Source organism: Streptomyces sp. NPDC059917 (assembly GCF_042730635.1).
Taxonomy (GTDB): Bacteria; Actinomycetota; Actinomycetes; order Streptomycetales; family Streptomycetaceae; genus Streptomyces.
This window is the reverse complement of sequence record NZ_JBHWLC010000076.1, coordinates 1-16,967: the sequence shown is the minus strand read 5'-3', so window position 1 is coordinate 16,967 and position 16,967 is coordinate 1. Positions and strand designations below refer to the sequence as shown.

The following is a 16,967-nucleotide window of genomic DNA, read 5'->3' as shown; positions in this document are numbered from 1 at the left end:
CGCGGGCTCCCCGCCGGGTGGGGGCGGGGCACGCGGCGCGTCCGGTGATCACCGGACGCGCCTCGTGATCGTTCGCACTAGACTTTCCGTGTTCGGAAGAAGGGCCCGCACGCCGACTCCGCAGCCGAGTCGGTCGGCGGGAGCGGGAGGCGCCTGATGGGCACGGCATCGCAGCGGATCTTCTACACGGGTCGGCCCTCCGGCCTGATCGGACAGGAGATCGCGGGCTACCGGATCGAGCGGCTGATCGGCCGCGGCGGCATGGCCGTCGTCTACTGCGCCAAGGACCTGCGCCTGGACCGGATGGTCGCGCTGAAGCTGATCGCCCCGGAGCGCGTGCGCGACGAGGTCTTCCGCCGCCGCTTCACCCACGAGTCCCGGGTGGCCGCGCGGATCGACCACCCCCACATCGTGCCGATCTTCGAAGCCGGTGACACGGACGGCGTGCTGTACATCGCGATGCGGTACGTCGTGGGTCCGGACCTGCGGGTCCTGCTGGACCGCGAGGGCCCGCTGCCCGTGACGACCGCCGTGCGCATCGCCGCCCAGGTGGCCTCCGCCCTGGACGCGGCCCATGACCACGAACTGGTGCACCGGGACGTCAAGCCCGCCAACATCCTGGTCGCCGCCGGCACCGACAGCGACCACCCCGAACACGTCTACCTCACGGACTTCGGCCTGACGAAGAAGGCGCTGGCGCTGAGCGGCTTCACCACCGCCGGTGAGTTCGTGGGCACGCTCGACTACATGGCGCCGGAGCAGATCGCCGGCCGCCCGGTGGACGGCAGGTGCGACCAGTACAGCCTCGGGTGCGTCGTGTACGAGTCCCTCGTCGGCGGCCCGCCCTTCGTGCGCGACGACGCCCCGGCGCTGCTGTGGGCGCACCAGTACGACCAGCCGCCCCCCGTGACGGAGAAGCGGCCGGACATCGCCCCGGCGGCCGCCGAGGTCCTGGCGAAGGCCCTGTCCAAGGTCCCGGAGGACCGGTACGGCTCCTGCCTGGAATTCGTGGCGGCGCTGCGGGCGGCCGCCGCCGTGAACGGCGCCGCGACGCACGTGGACCGGGCATCCCTGTCGGATGCCCGGTCTGTCAGGAGGTCGCTGGACCGCGTGCCGCCGCCGGAACCTCCCGGTTGGGCGCTGCCGGTCTTCGAGTAGTGCCGAATGCGGCCGGTCACAGCCCCAGGGAGACGGCGAGCCGGACCATTTCGGCCGTGGTGTTGATGCCCAGCTTGGTCCGGATGCGGCGCAGGTAGGCGTCGACCGTGTGCTTGGAGAGTCCCATCGAGCGGGCCGTCTGCACGTAGGTGCACCCGGCGGCGATGTGGCGCAGCGCCTCCTGCTCACGGGGAGCGAGAGCGGTGGTGGCGGTGGCTTCGGCCTGCGGCATGGAGAGTGTGAGGCTCATGGGACTTCCTCCGACACATCGGCTCGGTCATCGCTGCTCACACCCTCGGAAGCAGGGGACTCATCCGTTTTTGCGGATGTATGTCCCTGTTAAAGAGCTTGTCGGTGGGACTTCATGGAGGTGTCCGCCAACTGTCACAGGCGCGTCACAGGCAACGCCGACACGCATAATGCGGGAACCATCGCGGTAAGGCCGGGCATCCGGCCCCCGACCTGCCCCGCATCACCCGATGAGGGACTGCTCGGCCCAGATGGTCTTGCCGATGGGGGTGTGGCGGGTGCCCCAGCGTTGGGCCAGCTGGGCCACCAGCAGGAGGCCCCGCCCGCCCTCGTCGAAGATCCGGGCGCGCCGCATGTGGGGCGCCGTACCGCTCGCGTCCGAGACCTCGCAGATCAGCGACGTGTCCTCGTGGATCAGGCGCAGCTGGATGGGCGGCTCGCCGTAACGGATGGCATTGGTGACCAGCTCGCTGACCACGAGCTCGGTGACGAAGGCGGCGTCGTCGAGGCCCCAGGCCGTCAACTGGTCCGTGGCGTCCCGCCGGGCCTGGCCGACGATGGACGGGTCCGGCGGCACGTCCCAGACGACCACCTTGTCGGCGTGCAGCGCCCTGGTCCGGGCGACGAGCAGGGCGACGTCGTCGTCCGGGGGATGGGTCAACAGCGTGGTCAGGACCCGGTCGCAGACCGCGTCCAGGGTGGCGGCCGGTCGGACCAGGGCCGTGAACATGCTGTCCAGCGCCTCGTCGATGTCGTGGTCACGGGCCTGGAGCAGACCGTCGGTGTACAGGGCCAGGATGCTCCATTCCGGCAGCTCCACCTCGACGGTCTCGAAGGGCAGGCCCCCCAGCCCCAGCGGCGGCCCGGCCGGGACGTCCAGGAGGTACGCGGATCCCTCCGGGGAGATCACGACGGGCGGCGGGTGCCCCGCCCGCGCCGCCGTGCAGTGGCGGGTGATCGGGTCGTAGACCACGTACAGGCAGGTGGTGCCGATCCCCCCGGCGGTGTCCTCGCCGTCCCGGTCCGCCTCGTCGGCGGACAGGTGGATGACCAGGTCGTCGAGATGGGTGAGCAGCTCGTCGGGCGGCAGGTCCACGTCGGCCAGCGTGCGCACGGCGGTGCGCAGTCGCCCCATCGTGGCGGAGGCACGGATGCCGTGGCCGACCACATCGCCCACGACCAGGGCCACCCGCGCCCCCGAGAGCGGGATCACGTCGAACCAGTCGCCGCCCAGCCCGGCCTCGCCACCGGCGGGCAGGTAGCGGGAGGCGGTCTCCAGCGCGGAATGGGCGGGCAGCGAGTGCGGGAGCATGCTGCGCTGGAGCATCATCGTGGAGGTGTGCTCCCGGGGGTGCCGGGGCGCGTTGCGGATGCTGCTCGCCGCCTTGTTCGTCAGCTCCTCGGCCAGCCAGAGGTCCTTCGGCCGGAAGGGCTCCGGGCGCTGGTGGCGGCCGAAGAGGGCCACCCCGAGGGTGGCGCCCTGCGCCCGCAGCGGCACCACCATCATCGAGTGGGCGCCGTATTCGGCGATCCAGGCGGCCCCGGCGTCCTGGGCCGCCCCGCGGGCGACGGCCGGGTCCGCCGTCCCGTACACCGCGCCGCGACCCGCGGCCAGGGACTCGACCGGAGGGGAGAACGGCGGGTGCGTGGTCCGCTCGCCGACCGACACCCGGGACTCCGACGACCCGCGCAGGACCGAGCGGGCGGCGGTGCGGCGCACGGTGACCGGCGTCGCCACGGCGGGGGCGGACGGCCCGTTGCCGCGGGGGAGGGGGTCCAGCAGGTCGACGAACGCGAAGTCGGCGAGCCGCGGGACGGCGACCTCCAGCAGCTCCTGTGCGGTACGGGCACTGTCCTGGGTGGTGCCGATGCGGGCGAGGGTCGAGGCCGCGTCGTCCGGTGCGAGCGGCTGTCGCTGGTCCTCCTCGGGCCCGGCCGCGTGCTGCGCCGCCATGGAGACCGCGCGCACCCGGCCGTCCGGGTCGCGCAGCGGGGCCAGCGAGGTCACCCAGCCGTGCTCGGGCTCCGTACCCGCGGGGTGGACGAAGGAGTCGACGGACTGCGGTTCGCCGGTCTCCAGCACCAGGCGCATCGTGCGCCCGGTCGCGTCGCTCACCGGGTCGGGCACGATGTCGGACAGGCGCAGCCCGCGCATCTCGGCCTCGGTGAGGGACAGCGCGCGCTCCATGCCCGTGTTCGCCCGTACCAGCCGCAGGTCCTCGTCGAAGATCGCGAGGGGGAAGGGGGACTGGGCGAAGGCCCACTCGCTCAGCGGCCCGTTCCGGGGCGGCCGAGCGGCCCCGCCGGCCACCGCGGAGACCACGAACCACCTGGTGGGACCGTCGCTGGAGGTCCGGCGGTGCGCGAGCAGGGCCTGTTCCAGCCGTCGGCCGTCCCGGTGCCGCAGGGCGACGGTCCCGCTCCACCGCTCCGGGCCGGGCGAGACCGGGCGCGCGACCCCGTCGAAGCCGTCGGCGAGGAGGTGCGCGGCGGGCAGCCCGACGACCTCGGAAGGCGCGTAACCGAGCAGCAGAGCGGCGTCCTCGCTCCACTCGGTGACGATGCCGAGCTCGCTGATGGTGGCCGTGGCCGTGGCCCGGTACACCGGATCGGGCGAGGCGTCGGGCTCCGCCGGTTCCACCGGCCCTTGTGGCCGCTCACCGGGAGGGGTGGGAAGTTGGTCCATCGACGCTCATCTCGCCCTCGATAGTCCTGCGCCGCGGTGCCGTGCGCGGTCCCGCGGAACCGCGCGCGGCCAGGGTTCCACTGACAAGCATGATCCGGCGGGGCACGGAGCACCAACGCAGTGGTGTCACGGGACGCCGGCGTCCCGAGCGGGGCGCGCGAGCACGAGGGCCAGGGCCGTGCCCTCCGTCTGCCACACCGCGGCCCGGCGCCCCCCGCCGAGCAGGGGCGGCCACAGGCCCAGGATCGGGACGCGCCGCGCGGCGGGGCCGAAGATGCCGCTCCGGTCCGCCTTGACCGCGGCTTCCTTGAGCGCCCAGGCACCGGCCCAGGCAGCGGGTCGAGCACCGGGCGGGTCATGGGGAGGGCCCGCGGCGATGGCGCGCCGGTCCCGGGGCGACAGGACGTGGTCCGCGACGCGGCGCACCATGGCGGCCGAGGCCGTGTCGCACAGGTCCACACCGACCGGCCCCGGTGCCAGGGCCGCGGCGACGTGCCGCGCGGTGTGGCTGAGGGAGAGGTGCAGGGCGGGCATGGGCTCGCCGCCGACGAGGACGCGGGGGCTGCCGTCGGCCCGCGGCAGCACCTCCACGTCGTGCGCCGGGGCCGCGAGGAAGGTGGCGACCAGGGACTTGGCGAGCAGCCGACCGGCCAGCCATTCGGCCCGCCGCCGGGGCGCGAGGCCGTCGGCCACCTGCTGTTCGGCCGGTGAGAGGAGCGGCGCCCGGCGCAGGTCCTCGCGCCGGGCCACGACGACACCGGCGCCGCCCCACCGGAGGGGGCGGCCCGGCGCGATCGGCCGGAAGACGGCGGCCCCCGTCAGGGCGGTGGCCTTGGTGTCCGTGGCGTCGGTGCTGTCGGTGGGGTCCATGACCGTGGGCTCACGCGGCCCGGGCCGGGGACAGGAGCCCCAGCTGCTGCTCCAGCACGGCCACGGCGCCCCGTATCTGCTCGGGCGTGTGGTCGTGGGTGAGGAAGAAGCGCAACCGGGCCATGTCCTCGGGGACGGCGGGATGGAGGATGGGATTGACGCTGATGCCCTGTTCGAAGAGGGCCTGCGCCAACCTCAGGGTCTTGAGGGAGTCCCCGACGACGCAGGGCACGATCGGGGTGTCGTGGCTGTCCCCGATGTCGATCCCGGCCTCGCGCGCGAGGCCGACGAACCGCGCGGCGTTCGCCGCGAGGCGGGCCACCCGCTCCGGCTCGCGGCGCAGCAACCGCAGCGCGGTCAGCGAGGCCGCGGTGTCGGCCGGGGTCATCCCGGCGCTGTAGACGAAGCCGGGAGCGGTGTACCGCAGGTAGTCGATGACCGGGCCGGTCCCCGCGACGTAGCCGCCGCAGCTCGCCAGGGCCTTGGACAGGGTGCCCGACCAGAGGTCGACGGCCGAGCGGTCGACGCCGAAGTGCTCGCCGACGCCGCGCCCCGTCGCACCGATCGTCCCGATGCTGTGCGCCTCGTCGATCATCAGCAGCGCGCCGTGCTCGCGCTTGACCTCGACGAGCGCGGGCAGGTCGGCGATGTCGCCGTCCATGCTGTACACGCCCTCGACGACGACCAGCACCCGTCGGTACTGCCGGCGCACCGTCCGGAGCAGGGCGTCCAGGGCGGCCGCGTCGTTGTGGGGGAACGGCCGCCGGGTCGCGCCCGAGAGCGTGCAGCCCTGCAGGATGCTGTCGTGGGCGAGGGCGTCGTGGACGACGAGGTCACCGGGGCCGACGAGATGCCCGATCACGGTCACGTTGGTGGCGTGGCCATTGGCCAGGGTGATCGAGTCCTGGCAGCCGAGCAGGTCGGCGAGTTCCGCCTCGAGCTCCAGGTGGAGCGGCCGACTGCCGGACAGCAGCCGGCTGGCCGACACCGACGTACCGAAGCGGGCGATCGCCTCCCGGGCCGCTTCGTGGACCTGTGGGTGCGTGGCCAGACCCAGGTAGTTGTAGCTGGAGAACGAGAGCAGTTCCCGGCCGCCGACGACGGTCGTGTCGGTCATGCCGCCCTCGTGGACGAGGAAGTACGGGTTCGGCAGACCCGACCGGGACAGGAGGGCGAAGCGTTCGCCGTGGGCGGTGACCTCGGGGAAGCACTCGATCCGCGTGTGCTCCGCGGGGGGCCCGCCGTCCTGGGCCGCGCGCTGTTCGGGGACGGGGACGGGTACGGGTACGGGGTCGGGGTCGGGTGCCGGGGCCGGGACGGCCGCCGGTGCGGCGCCCTCCGCAGGGCCCGCGATCAGCGCGGCGATCCCACCGATGGTCGGCCGGTCGGCCGCCGCCGCGTCGAAGCTCCACCCGGGCCACTGCCGCTGGAGGGAGGTGAACAGGTCGGTGAGCATCAGCGAGTCGAAACCGAGCTCGTCGATCAGCAGCTGGTCGTCGCGCAGGTGACCCACGGGGAAGGCGCTGATCCGGGCCACCTGGGAGGTCACGGCCTCCAGGACCTCCCGCCGGGCCGGGGCGGCCGGCTCCGGCGGAGCGGGTGCGGCTACGCGGGCCGGGGCGGGTGCGGGGGCCGCGGCGGGAGCGGGGTCCCGTTGCGCCGCGGGCCCCCGGTCGGCGAACCAGTAGGACCGGGTGTCGAGCCGCGCCACCGGCAGGTCCAGCAGCACGCGCTCCTCCCTGGGGACCAGCGCGCGCGGGTCGACCGGGACGCCCAGGACCGCGAGCCGGGCGAGGGCCAGGACGAAGGACCGCCCGGCGTCCGGCGCCTCCGCGTCGACGGGGACGACGTGCACGTCGCCGTGACCGGCGAGGTTGCGGCGTACGGACGTCAGCAGCGAGCTGCCGCCGGCCACCTGGAGGAAGATGCGGGCCCCCTGCCCGTAGGTCGTGCGCACGGCCTCGCTGAAGCGCACCGGTACGGACGCGTGCCGGGTCCACAGCCGACGCAGCAGCTCGGGATCGTCGCAGACCTCCGCGTTCACGGAGGAGACGAAGGTCAGCAGGGGGCTGCTGATGCGGCGGTCGGCGAGGTCCGCGCGGACGCTCTCCTCGGCCGACTCCAGCCGGGGCGAGTGGAAGGCGTGGGACACCTCCAGCGAGGCCGTGACCACCCCGGCCCCGGCACAGGCCCGCCGCAGCGCCGCGAGCCCTTCTACCGTGCCGCTGACCACGAGCTGGCGCGGTTGGTTGAAGCAGGCGAGCCACACGTCCTCGATGCCGTCGACGAGCCGTCGGCAGGTCTCCTCGTCGCTCTGTACGGCGAGCATCCCGCCCTCGAAGCCGCTCTCGGCCCGCCGGACGGCCGCGCCCCGGCGGACCAGCAGCCGCACGGTGTCCACGGGGGTGAGCGCTCCGGCCGCCGCAGCGGCGGCGAACTCCCCGACGCTGTGGCCGAGGGTGACGTCGGGGGTGACGCCGCAGTCGGCGAGGACCCGGGTGGCGGCGATCTGGACGCTGCCGAGCAGCGGCTGGCACACCTCCGTGGCGGTGAGCCGCCGCATACGCTCGGCGGCGCCGTGGGCCGTCGTGGTCCCGCCGTACAGCAGCTCGACGATGTCGACGCCGATGCCCCGGCGGGCCACGGCGCCGAGGACGCCGACCGCCGACCGGAAGGCGGGGAACCGCTCGTGCAGGTCGCGCATCATGCCCGGTCGCTGGCTGCCCTGACCGGGGTAGAGGAAGGCGACGCGGCGCTGCGCGGCCGGGAGCGGCGCGTCGGCGGCGAAGGCGCCGTCGCCGAGGTCGCCGCGGGCGCCGGCGAGGAGCTGTTCACGGGCCTCGCGCAGCCGCCGCAGGAACGCGTCGGTGTCTGTGGCCACGATCGCCAGCCGTGCTCTCAGGGGCGTGCGGGCGGCCAGGGTGTGGGCCACGGCCGCCAGCGGCGCACGGTCCGGCGTGTCGAGTGCGTCGAGTACGTCGCCGATGTGCTGGACCAGCAGGTCGGGGTTGCCGGCGGAGAGGAGGACGAGCTGGGGGTCCGGGGCTCGGGCACCGTCGGGGCCGCCGGTGCCTGCGGTGTCCGCGGTGGCCGTGGGGTCTGTGGTGTCCGCGGTGCCGTCGGCGTGCTCGGGGCGGGGGCCGGGGGCCCGGGCGGACCGCTGTTCCTCCAGGACCACGTGGACGTTCGTACCGCCGAAGCCGAAGGAGCTGACGGCGGCCCGCCGCGGGGCGCCCGTACCCGGAAAGGGACGGGCGGTGTCGGCGAAGCGCAGGCCGGCGGCGGATATGCCCAGGTCCGGGTGGGGGACGGTGTCCGGCTGCGGCACGATCGTGCGGTGGTGGACGACCAGGGCCGCCTTGATCAGCCCCGCGATGCCCGCCGCGGCCAGGGAGTGCCCGATGAGGGCCTTGCCCGCAGCGAGGTAGCAGAGCCCAGGGTCGTCGTCGGGGTACTCGGTGCGCAGTCGGCGCAGTGCCTCGGCCTCGGCCCGGTCGCCCGCGGCGGTGCCGGTGCCGTGCGCTTCGAGGAAGCCGACGGAGGAGGGCGCGACGCCCGCGTCGTCGTAGGCCCGGCGCATGGCGCGCAGCTGGCCCTCGGGGGTCGGGACCAGGGGGCCGGGGGAGGCGCCGTCGTTGGCGGTGCCGATGCCCTTGATCACCGCGTACACCCGGTCGCCCGCGGCGAGCGCGTCGGCGAGCGGGCGCAGGACGACGACCCCGGCTCCCTCGCCGAGGACGAAGCCGTCGGCCCGCTCGTCGAAGGGGCGGCACACCCCGGTGGCGGAGAGCGCGCGGAGCCGGGAGAAGCCGACCAGGCTGTCGGGCGTGAGGTTGAGGTACACCCCGCCCACGAGCGCGGTCGAGCAGGTGCCCCGGCGAAGGTGGGCCATCGCCTGGTCGAGCGCGACCAACGAGCCGGAACAGGCCGCGTCGACGGCGAAGCTGGGGCCGCCGAGGTCGAAGTGCCGGCTGACCGCGCCGGACGCCATGTTCAGCAGGCTTCCGGGCAGGGTGAAGGCCTCGACGGTGCCGCCCGCCGCCCGCGCTTCGTCGGCCAGGGTGATGGCCCGCATGTGGCCCGTCATGAGGTCCTTGTAGTCGGACACCGACAGACCGAAGAAGACCCCGGTGTTCTCCCGGTCGAAGTCGCCGCGGCCGAGCCCCGCGTCGTCGAGCGCCTCGCGGGTGACGCCGAGCATCAGCCGGTGCTGCGGGTCCATGGCCCGGGCGCGTGCGGGGGGCACCCCGAAGTGCAGGGCGTCGAAGCGGTCCACGTCGTCGAGGAAGGCGACCTGGTCGGTGTACGCGGCGTTCGGCGCCGACGGGTCACCGGGGGCGTGGAAGACCTCGTGGTTCCAACGCTCCCTCGGGACCGTGGAGAACTGCCGCTCGCCGCTCAGCAGGAGCTCCCAGTAGGCACGGACGTCCGGGGCGGCGGGAAAGCGGCAGCCGATGCCGATGATGGCGATGTCAGTCATGGGAGCTTCCTTCGGGGCGGTGGCGCACGACGGGTGATTCCCACCGTGCCCGCGGCCGCCCCGCCGCCCCAGCCCCGGCTATTCGTCACTTGACAGGGCGCCGGCCTCCGTGCGCAGGCGCCGCAGGGTGCGGCCCTCGTGGACCTGGCGCCCCACGAGCGCGCCGCCGTAGACCACGAAACCGACGCCGACGAGCCAGGACTGGACGACCAGCAGGGTGCCGAAGGGGCCGTAGGTGACGGCGTTCGAGGCGATGAGGGGGGAGAAGACCAGCTGGGAGAAGATCCGCAGCCCCAGGAGGCCCAGGCTGGTGGCGACCGCTCCGGGCAGCAGGGCCGGCCAGCGGACCCGGCCGCCGAGCAGCACCCGTTGCGAGACCCAGAAGAAGACACAGGTGCCGAACACGTCGCCCGCCGTGCCCAGGACCGTCCCGATCGCGTCGTCGGAGGGAGGGGGGATGAGGACGAGCAGGGCGATGTAGACCACCAGCAGGGCCAGCCAGACGACGTGCCGCCACATCGTGTGCCAGCGGGCGGTCGGCAGGTCCCAGACCTTTTCGTAGCCGGTCTGCACGGCCGCGCCGAAGGTCAGGCCGAAGACCGCCAGGGCCGCGAGGCCGAAGGCGGTGGTCCGCTCCAGCGCCTGGTTCTCCGCCCCGAAGAGGACCTCGACCCGGGCCCGGGAGGCCGCGGTCACCCCGAGGGCCTGCCCGAGCCAGCGGCCGAACCCCTCACCGCTGCCGGGCGCGGCCGCGGCGACGACGATCAGCAGGGGGACCAGGGTGAGGAACCCGAGGGCGGCGAAGCCCATCGCCCGGTGCATCAGCTCCATCTCCCGGCCACGGCTCCAGGCCAGCCCGGCGGAGGACGCCAAGAGCCGGTCGTGGAGCTGCCGGAGGGACGGGGTCACGCACCATGCCCTACCCGCGCGTGCCCGCCGCTTCCCGCGTGGGGCCCTCAAATGCGCCCGAAGGGGTGGTTTCAGCCGCCCGAAGGCGTGTCACCACGGCCGCGGAGGTCCACGATGCGCTGGAGCTTGCCGACCGAGCGCTCCAGGGTGTGGGGGTCCACCACCTCGACGCGCACGGAGACCCCGACCCCCTCCTTGACCGCCCGGGTCACCGTGGCCGCCGCCCCCTCGCGCTCGGCGGTCGTGGCCTCCGGGCGGGCCTCGACGCGCACGGTCAGGGCGTCCATCCGGCCCTCGCGGGTCAGGCGGAGCTGGAAGTGCGGGGCCAGCGCGGCCGCGGACGTGCGCAGGATGACCTCCTCGATCTGCGTGGGGTAGAGGTTGACCCCGCGCAGGATGATCATGTCGTCGCTGCGGCCCGTCACCTTCTCCATCCGGCGGAAGGCGGGGCGCGCGGTGCCGGGCAGCAGGCGGGTGAGGTCCCGGGTGCGGTAGCGGATCACCGGCATGGCCTCCTTCGTGAGGGAGGTGAACACCAGCTCCCCGGGCTCCCCGTCCGGCAGCACCTCGCCGGTGAAGGGGTCGACCACCTCCGGCAGGAAGTGGTCCTCCCAGATGTGCAGCCCGTCCTTGGTCTCGGCGAACTCCTGGGCGACCCCGGGGCCGATCACCTCCGACAGCCCGTAGATGTCGACGGCGTCGATGCCGAGGCGCTCCTCGATCTCCCGGCGCATCTCCTCGGTCCAGGGTTCCGCACCGAATATGCCGGTCCGCAAGGAGGTGGACCGGGGGTCGATGCCCTGGCGCTCCATCTCGTCGAGCAGGGTCAGCATGTACGACGGGGTCACCATGATGACCTCGGGGCGGAAGTCCTGGATCAGCCGGACCTGGCGGTCGGTCATCCCGCCGGACGCGGGCACGACCGTACAGCCGAGGCGCTCGGCGCCGTAGTGCGCGCCGAGTCCGCCGGTGAACAGTCCGTAGCCGTACGCGACGTGCACGACCTGGCCGGGGCGGCCGCCCGCCGCGCGGATCGAGCGGGCGACCACCTCGGCCCAGGTGTCGAGGTCGCGCTCGGTGTAGCCGACGACGGTCGGCGCCCCGGTCGTCCCGCTGGAGGCGTGCAGCCTGCGCACCTCGGAGCGGGGGACGGCGAACATCCCGAAGGGGTAGTTGTCGCGCAGGTCGGCCTTGGTGGTGAAGGGGAACCGGGCCAGGTCGGCGAGCGAGCGGCAGTCCTCGGGGTGCAGTCCGGCCTTGTCGAAGGCCTGCCGGTAGAAGGGGACGCGCTCGTAGGCGCGGTGCAGGGTCGCGCGCAGACGGGACAGCTGCAGCTCCGCGAGGGCGTCCGGAGTCATCCGTTCGCTGTGGTCCTCGAAGGCGGAACCCGAAGTTGAAGAAGCAGCCATCTCGTCACCCCGTAATGAGCCAACCGACCGATCATTCGGTAGCCTGCCGGAGCCCGGGGCGGAAATCAATGACTCGAACGAGTGATCGCCTGTTTGAATGTCGGCCATGCCCTTCTCACACGCCGCCTCCGACGCCGACACGAGCCCCGCCGGCTCCGGCCGCTTCACCACCTATGACGGGACCCGGCTCGCCTACCACTGGAAGGGCCGGGGCGAACCGCTGGTCTGCCTGCCCGGCGGGGCCATGCGGGCCTCCGTCTACCTCGGCGACCTCGGCGGGCTCGCGGCGACCCGCCGCCTGATCCTGCTGGACCTGCGCGGCACCGGGGACTCCGAGGTGCCGGCCGACGCGGCGACGTACCGGGTGGACCACCAGGTCGCCGACGTCGAGGCGCTCCGGGTGCACCTCGGCCTGGAACGCATGGACGTACTGGCGCACTCGGCCGGCGGCAACCTCGCGCAGCTCTACGCCGCCGCCCACCCGGAGCGGCTGCGCGCCCTGGTCCTGGTCACCCCCACCGCATGGGCCCTGGGCGTGCCGGTCACCCCGGAGCTGCGGCTGGAGGCGGCACGGTTGCGGGCCGGCCGGGAGCCGTACGACGCGGCCATCGCGGCCTACCGGACCATCCTCGACGGCGGTGGCGGCGACGCGGAATGGGAGCTCGCCGAGCCCCTCTTCTATGGGCGCTGGACCGAGGAGGCCCGCGCCCACGCGGCCGCCGGCGCCGAGCAGCAGAACGAGGAGGCGGCCCAGGCCTACGCCGCCCCCGCGGCCTTCGACCCGCCCGCCACCCGGGCCGCCCTCCAGCAGCTCACGGCCGACGTGCTGGTCCTGGCGGGGGAGTTCGACGGCAACCCGCGCCCCGAACCGGCGGCGCGCATCGCGGCGCTGTTCCCGCACGGGGTCCGGGACGTCCAACCGGGCGCCGGACACTTCCCGTGGGTGGACGACGCACCGTGGTTCGCGGCGCGGGTGGAGCGCTTCCTGGCCGGGGTGCGGACGCGGGTCTGAGCCCGGGCGGCGGCCGCCGGGCCGCCTCCCGCGCGGCCGTACGCCCGGCGGCGTACCGTCGAAGGACGTGGAGGAGCCGAAGGAGGCAGCCCCCTGAAGGGAGGCCGTGGCGATGTCCGACGTCGACCCCGCCGTATCGGTGCGGCTCGGAGCCTCCGGCGCCCGGCGCCTGGTCGGGCTGCTGGCCGAGGTGTCCCGGCTGCTGGAGGACCCCGGACCGCTGCGCCTGACCGACGAACAGACCGCCTCGCTGGGCCAGGGCATCGACCGCCAGGAACTCGCGCACTGGAGCCGGTCGCTGGCCGCGGAACTCCGGGTCGACCTGAGACCATGACCACAGCCATGCCCGCGGTCACGCCCGCGTTCATGCCCGTGGGGACGACCGTGCGGCCGGCGATCTCGGAGAGGCTGGTGCGCTGGTGGGGGTGGCCGTCGAGGGCTTCGACGCGTCGCGCGGTGCGCGGTTGGCGGCCTACGGCGCCGTCTCCACGGCGCTGGCGCTCCGCGGCGATCACGAACTGCGCGACCTCGTGGACGCGGCCGCGCCGCTGGGTTCCGGCATCGGCGGGACCTCGGCGCTGCTGGAGGTCGGCGGAACCCCGGTCTTCGTCAAGCGGCTCCCGCTGACCGATCTGGAGAGCCGGCCGGAGAACGTCCGGTCCACCGCGAACCTCTTCGGGTTACCGACCTTCTGCCATCTCGGCCTCGGGGTTCCCGGAAGCCCCGGATGGGGAGCCTGGCGGGAGCTGGCCGTGCACACCATGACGACGAACTGGGTGCTCGCACAGGACCACGAGGGCTTTCCGCTGATGTACCACTGGCGGGTGCTGCCGCACCCCCGGCAGGCGCTGCCCGCGGAACTGGCCGATGTGGACGAGGCCGTCGCCTACTGGGGAGGCGGGGCGCGGGTGCGCCACCGGATCGAGGCGCTGCGGGACTCCTCGGCGAGCGTCGCGCTCTTCCTGGAGTACATCCCGCGGAACCTGCACGACTGGCTGGACGTCCAGGTCAAGACCGACGCCGGGACCGCCGAGCGGGCGTGCGCCATGGTGGCGAGGGAGCTCGGGGCCGGCACCTCCTTCATGAACGCCCGCGGGCTCCTGCACCTCGACGGCCACTTCCGGAACGTCCTCACCGACGGCGAGCGCCTGTTCTTCACGGACTACGGCCTCGCGGTCTCCTCCCGGTTCGCCCTGTCGGAGGAGGAGGCCGCGTTCTTCGCCGCACACCGGACGTACGATCGGCACTACACCGTCACCCACCTCGTGCAATGGCTCGTCACCGCCCTGTACGGGTACGAGCGGGACGAGCGGGTCGCGTTCGTGCGCGCCTGCGCCCGGGGGGAACCCCCGACGGGGATCCCCCCGGGCGTCGCGGCGCTCCTCGCGCGCCACGCCCCGGTCGCCGCGGTGATGACGGACTACTACCGCGCGTTCCGTTTCGAGAGCAGGCGGACCCCGTACCCCCTGGCGGCGCTCCGCCGGGCTACGCCTGCCCCGGCCCCTGGGCCTCGGACGCCACCGCCTTGGCCCACCGGTAGTCCGCCTTGCCGCTGGGCGAGCGCTGGATGCTCGGCGCGATGACCAGCTGGCGCGGGATCTTGTAGCCGGCGAGCTTGGTGCGGCAGTGGCTCTGGATCTCCTCCAGCGTCGGGTCGGCGGCGCCCGCGCGGACCTGGACCACGGCGGCCACGTGGTTGCCCCACTTCGCGTCCGCGACCCCGGCCACCAGGGCGTCGTACACGTCCGGATGGGACTTCAGGGCCTGCTCGACCTCCTCCGGATAGACCTTCTCGCCCCCGGTGTTGATGCACTGCGAGCCGCGCCCGAGGATCGTGACGATGCCGTCCTCGTCGACCGTGGCCATGTCGCCGAGCAGCACCCAGCGCTCCGTGCCCTTCTGGAAGAAGGTCTCCGCCGACTTGACGGGGTCGTTGTAGTAGCCCAGCGGCACGTACCCGCGCTGGGCGAGCCGTCCCGGTTCGCCCACCGCCACGGGCTCGTGCGTCACCGGATCCACCACCTGCGTACGGTCGTTGACCTCCAGCCGGAACCCCTTCTCCGGCCCCGAGTCGTTGGTCGCGCGGCCGTTCGAACCGGACTCGGACGAACCGAAGTTGTTCAACAGCATGACGTGCGGGGCCAGTTCCTGGAACTCGGCGCGCACCGTCTCCGACATGATCGCCCCGGAGGAGGAGACGCTGAACAGGGAGGACAGGTCGGCGCCCTGCAACGGTCCGCGCAGCGCGTCGATGAGCGGCCGCAGCATCGCGTCGCCGACCAGCGAGATGCTGGAGACCTTCTCCTTCGCGATCGTGCGGATCACGTCCTCGGGCGTGTACTTGCGGTGGATGGCCACCCGTTGGCCGTAGTTGAAGGCCACGAACGAGGTCAGCGTGGAGGTGCCGTGCATCAGCGGGGGAGCGGGGAAGAAGGTGAGGCCGGGACTGTTCCCCGCCACCCGTTCGGCGAGCTCCTCGGGCCGCTTGACCGGCTGCCCCGAGGGCTCGCCGCCGAACAGCCCGGCGAAGAACAGGTCCTCCTGGCGCCACATCACGCCCTTGGGCATCCCGGTGGTGCCGCCCGTGTAGATGATGAAGAGGTCGTCGGGCGAACGCGGACCGAAGCCGCGGTCGCCGGAACCGGCCGCCTCCGCCTCGGCGTACGGCACGGCGTCCAGGTGCGGGGCGCCTTCGGGAGCCTTCCCCACCCGGACGAGGTGGCGCAGCTTCTCGGTCTGCGGCAGGGCGCCCGCGACCCGCTCGGTGAACTCGGCGTCGAAGACCAGCCCCGCGAGGTCCGCGTCGCGGTAGAGGTAGACCAGCTCCTCCTCCACGTAGCGGTAGTTGACGTTGACCGGTACGAGGCGGGCCTTGAGCGCGGCGAGGACGGTCTGCAGGTACTCGACGCCGTTGTAGAGGTGAAGGCCCAGGTGTTCGCCGGGCTTCAGACCGCTGTCCAGCAGGTGGTGCGCGATCCGGTTCGCCGCCGCGTCCAGCTCTCCGTACGTGAGGCGGCGCTCCACGCCGGTGCCCGGGTGGTCCACGTACACAAGGGCCTCGCGGTCGGGAACCACGTCGACGACCGACTCGAACAGGTCGGCAAGGTTGTACTCCACCGTTCCTCCTGACCCCGGAAAAAACCGCATGACAGAGCCGCGCTGGGCGGCACGGCGGCCATTAGAGCGCCGTGCCTGCCAACTGGGAAGGGCGGCACCCAAGAAAACTGACTGGGTGTCAGAAAACTATTGAACTGCACCCGCCCCTCCTGCAACCTGTTCTAGGTCTTGAGAGGGAGGACGGCAATGGGTGGGACAGAACACCTGACCGTGGAACGGCACGGCGCCACGCTGGTGCTCACCATGAACAGGCCCGAGGCGAAGAACGCGCTCTCGCTGCCGCTGCTGGTCGGCCTGTACGACGGCTGGCTCGAAGCGGACGCGGACGACGAGATCCGGTCGGTCGTCCTGACCGGCGCGGGCGGGGACTTCTGCGCGGGCATGGACCTCAAGGCCCTCGCGGGCCAGGGGATGGCGGGCGACCACTACCGGGACCGGCTGAAGGCCGACCCCGACCTGCACTGGAAGGCGATGCTGCGCCACCACCGCCCCCGCAAGCCGGTCATCGCCGCCGTCGAGGGCTACTGCGTCGCGGGCGGGACCGAGATCCTCCAGGGCACCGACATCCGGGTGGCCGGGGCGGGCGCCACCTTCGGGCTCTTCGAGGTCAAGCGCGGGCTCTTCCCGATCGGCGGGTCGACGGTGCGGCTGCCCCGGCAGATCCCGCGCACCCACGCCCTGGAAATGCTGCTGACCGGGCGGCCGTACGGGGCCGAGGAGGCGGCCAGGATCGGCCTCGTCGGGCAGGTGGTGCCCGACGGCACGGCGCTGGAGAAGGCGCTGGAGATCGCCGCGCTGGTCAATGCGTGCGGGCCGCTCGCCGTGGAGGCCGTCAAGGCGTCGGTGTACGAGACCGCGGAGCTGACCGAGACGGAGGGGCTGGCCGCCGAACTCACCCGGGGCTGGCCCGTCTTCGACACGGCCGATGCGAAGGAGGGCGCCCGCGCCTTCGCCGAGAAGCGCCCGCCGGTCTACCGCCGCGCCTGACCCCGCCCGCGACCCGCCGGGTCGGCGCGGAGTCCGTCCCCCAAGACCCCTCCGGGGGCGCCTCGAACGCCGGCGGGGCTGGTTTTCCCC

Annotated in this window: 12 protein-coding genes; 5 read left to right on the top strand and 7 right to left on the bottom strand. The window is 73.5% G+C overall.

Annotated features, from left to right (window positions below; genetic code table 11):
• The first annotated feature begins 156 nt into the window (after positions 1-156).
• Complete coding sequence (locus tag ACFWAR_RS31770) at positions 157-1,158, top strand: serine/threonine-protein kinase (protein ID WP_385784652.1); 1,002 nt, start codon at positions 157-159, stop codon at positions 1,156-1,158.
• 16 nt (positions 1,159-1,174) lie between these two features.
• Here ACFWAR_RS31770 and ACFWAR_RS31765 read toward each other — a convergent pair whose 3' ends face one another.
• From ACFWAR_RS31765 to paaK, 6 genes are all read right to left on the bottom strand, one after another.
• Positions 1,175-1,408, bottom strand: a complete 234-nt coding sequence (locus ACFWAR_RS31765; protein ID WP_385784649.1) for a response regulator transcription factor — start codon at positions 1,406-1,408, stop codon at positions 1,175-1,177.
• A gap of 222 nt (positions 1,409-1,630) precedes the next feature.
• Positions 1,631-4,093 (bottom strand): SpoIIE family protein phosphatase, encoded by a 2,463-nt coding sequence (locus tag ACFWAR_RS31760; protein ID WP_385784646.1) that lies wholly within the window; start codon positions 4,091-4,093, stop codon positions 1,631-1,633.
• Positions 4,094-4,219: 126 nt separating this feature from the next.
• The gene (locus ACFWAR_RS31755) at positions 4,220-4,963 is read right to left on the bottom strand and encodes a 4'-phosphopantetheinyl transferase family protein (protein ID WP_385784643.1); all 744 of its coding nucleotides are present in this window, start codon (positions 4,961-4,963) and stop codon (positions 4,220-4,222) included.
• Between the two features lie 10 nt (positions 4,964-4,973).
• The gene (locus ACFWAR_RS31750) at positions 4,974-9,443 is read right to left on the bottom strand and encodes a type I polyketide synthase (protein ID WP_385784640.1); all 4,470 of its coding nucleotides are present in this window, start codon (positions 9,441-9,443) and stop codon (positions 4,974-4,976) included.
• 78 nt (positions 9,444-9,521) lie between these two features.
• A complete protein-coding gene (locus tag ACFWAR_RS31745) occupies positions 9,522-10,352 on the bottom strand; it encodes a YhjD/YihY/BrkB family envelope integrity protein (RefSeq protein ID WP_385784637.1) in 831 nt (276 codons plus the stop codon).
• A 71-nt stretch (positions 10,353-10,423) separates the two neighbouring features.
• On the bottom strand, positions 10,424-11,710 hold the full coding sequence (gene paaK / locus ACFWAR_RS31740) for a phenylacetate--CoA ligase PaaK (protein WP_385784697.1): 1,287 nt from the start codon (positions 11,708-11,710) through the stop codon (positions 10,424-10,426).
• 157 nt (positions 11,711-11,867) lie between these two features.
• Here paaK and ACFWAR_RS31735 point away from each other — a divergent pair, with 157 nt between their 5' ends.
• The 3 genes from ACFWAR_RS31735 to ACFWAR_RS31725 all read left to right on the top strand — a co-directional run bounded on the left by ACFWAR_RS31735 (position 11,868) and on the right by ACFWAR_RS31725 (position 14,356).
• A complete protein-coding gene (locus ACFWAR_RS31735; protein WP_385784633.1) occupies positions 11,868-12,773 on the top strand; it encodes an alpha/beta fold hydrolase in 906 nt (301 codons plus the stop codon).
• A gap of 112 nt (positions 12,774-12,885) precedes the next feature.
• The gene (locus tag ACFWAR_RS31730) at positions 12,886-13,107 is read left to right on the top strand and encodes a hypothetical protein (RefSeq protein ID WP_385784631.1); all 222 of its coding nucleotides are present in this window, start codon (positions 12,886-12,888) and stop codon (positions 13,105-13,107) included.
• Positions 13,108-13,192: 85 nt separating this feature from the next.
• On the top strand, positions 13,193-14,356 hold the full coding sequence (locus ACFWAR_RS31725) for a protein kinase family protein (RefSeq protein ID WP_385784628.1): 1,164 nt from the start codon (positions 13,193-13,195) through the stop codon (positions 14,354-14,356).
• Here the strand turns inward: ACFWAR_RS31725 and ACFWAR_RS31720 are convergent.
• Positions 14,259-15,890 carry an acyl-CoA synthetase gene (locus ACFWAR_RS31720; RefSeq protein WP_385784625.1) on the bottom strand — a complete coding sequence of 544 codons (1,632 nt, stop codon included), beginning with the start codon at positions 15,888-15,890 and terminating at the stop codon, positions 14,259-14,261. The genes ACFWAR_RS31725 and ACFWAR_RS31720 overlap by 98 nt on opposite strands.
• A 186-nt stretch (positions 15,891-16,076) precedes the next feature.
• Here ACFWAR_RS31720 and ACFWAR_RS31715 point away from each other — a divergent pair, with 186 nt between their 5' ends.
• Positions 16,077-16,877, top strand: coding sequence for a crotonase/enoyl-CoA hydratase family protein (locus ACFWAR_RS31715; RefSeq protein WP_385784623.1), 801 nt, complete (start codon positions 16,077-16,079; stop codon positions 16,875-16,877).
• Positions 16,878-16,967 lie beyond the last annotated feature (90 nt).

What these genes read in the sequence shown, in the direction of transcription:
- ACFWAR_RS31770 (WP_385784652.1), top strand. Translation starts at nt 157, where the DNA reads ATGGGCACGGCATCGCAGCGGATCTTCTACACGGGTCGGCCCTCCGGC.
- ACFWAR_RS31765 (WP_385784649.1), bottom strand. Translation starts at nt 1,408, where the DNA reads ATGAGCCTCACACTCTCCATGCCGCAGGCCGAAGCCACCGCCACCACC.
- ACFWAR_RS31760 (WP_385784646.1), bottom strand. Translation starts at nt 4,093, where the DNA reads ATGGACCAACTTCCCACCCCTCCCGGTGAGCGGCCACAAGGGCCGGTG.
- ACFWAR_RS31755 (WP_385784643.1), bottom strand. Translation starts at nt 4,963, where the DNA reads ATGGACCCCACCGACAGCACCGACGCCACGGACACCAAGGCCACCGCC.
- ACFWAR_RS31750 (WP_385784640.1), bottom strand. Translation starts at nt 9,443, where the DNA reads ATGACTGACATCGCCATCATCGGCATCGGCTGCCGCTTTCCCGCCGCC.
- paaK (WP_385784697.1), bottom strand. Translation starts at nt 11,710, where the DNA reads ATGACTCCGGACGCCCTCGCGGAGCTGCAGCTGTCCCGTCTGCGCGCG.
- ACFWAR_RS31735 (WP_385784633.1), top strand. Translation starts at nt 11,868, where the DNA reads ATGCCCTTCTCACACGCCGCCTCCGACGCCGACACGAGCCCCGCCGGC.
- ACFWAR_RS31730 (WP_385784631.1), top strand. Translation starts at nt 12,886, where the DNA reads ATGTCCGACGTCGACCCCGCCGTATCGGTGCGGCTCGGAGCCTCCGGC.
- ACFWAR_RS31715 (WP_385784623.1), top strand. Translation starts at nt 16,077, where the DNA reads ATGGGTGGGACAGAACACCTGACCGTGGAACGGCACGGCGCCACGCTG.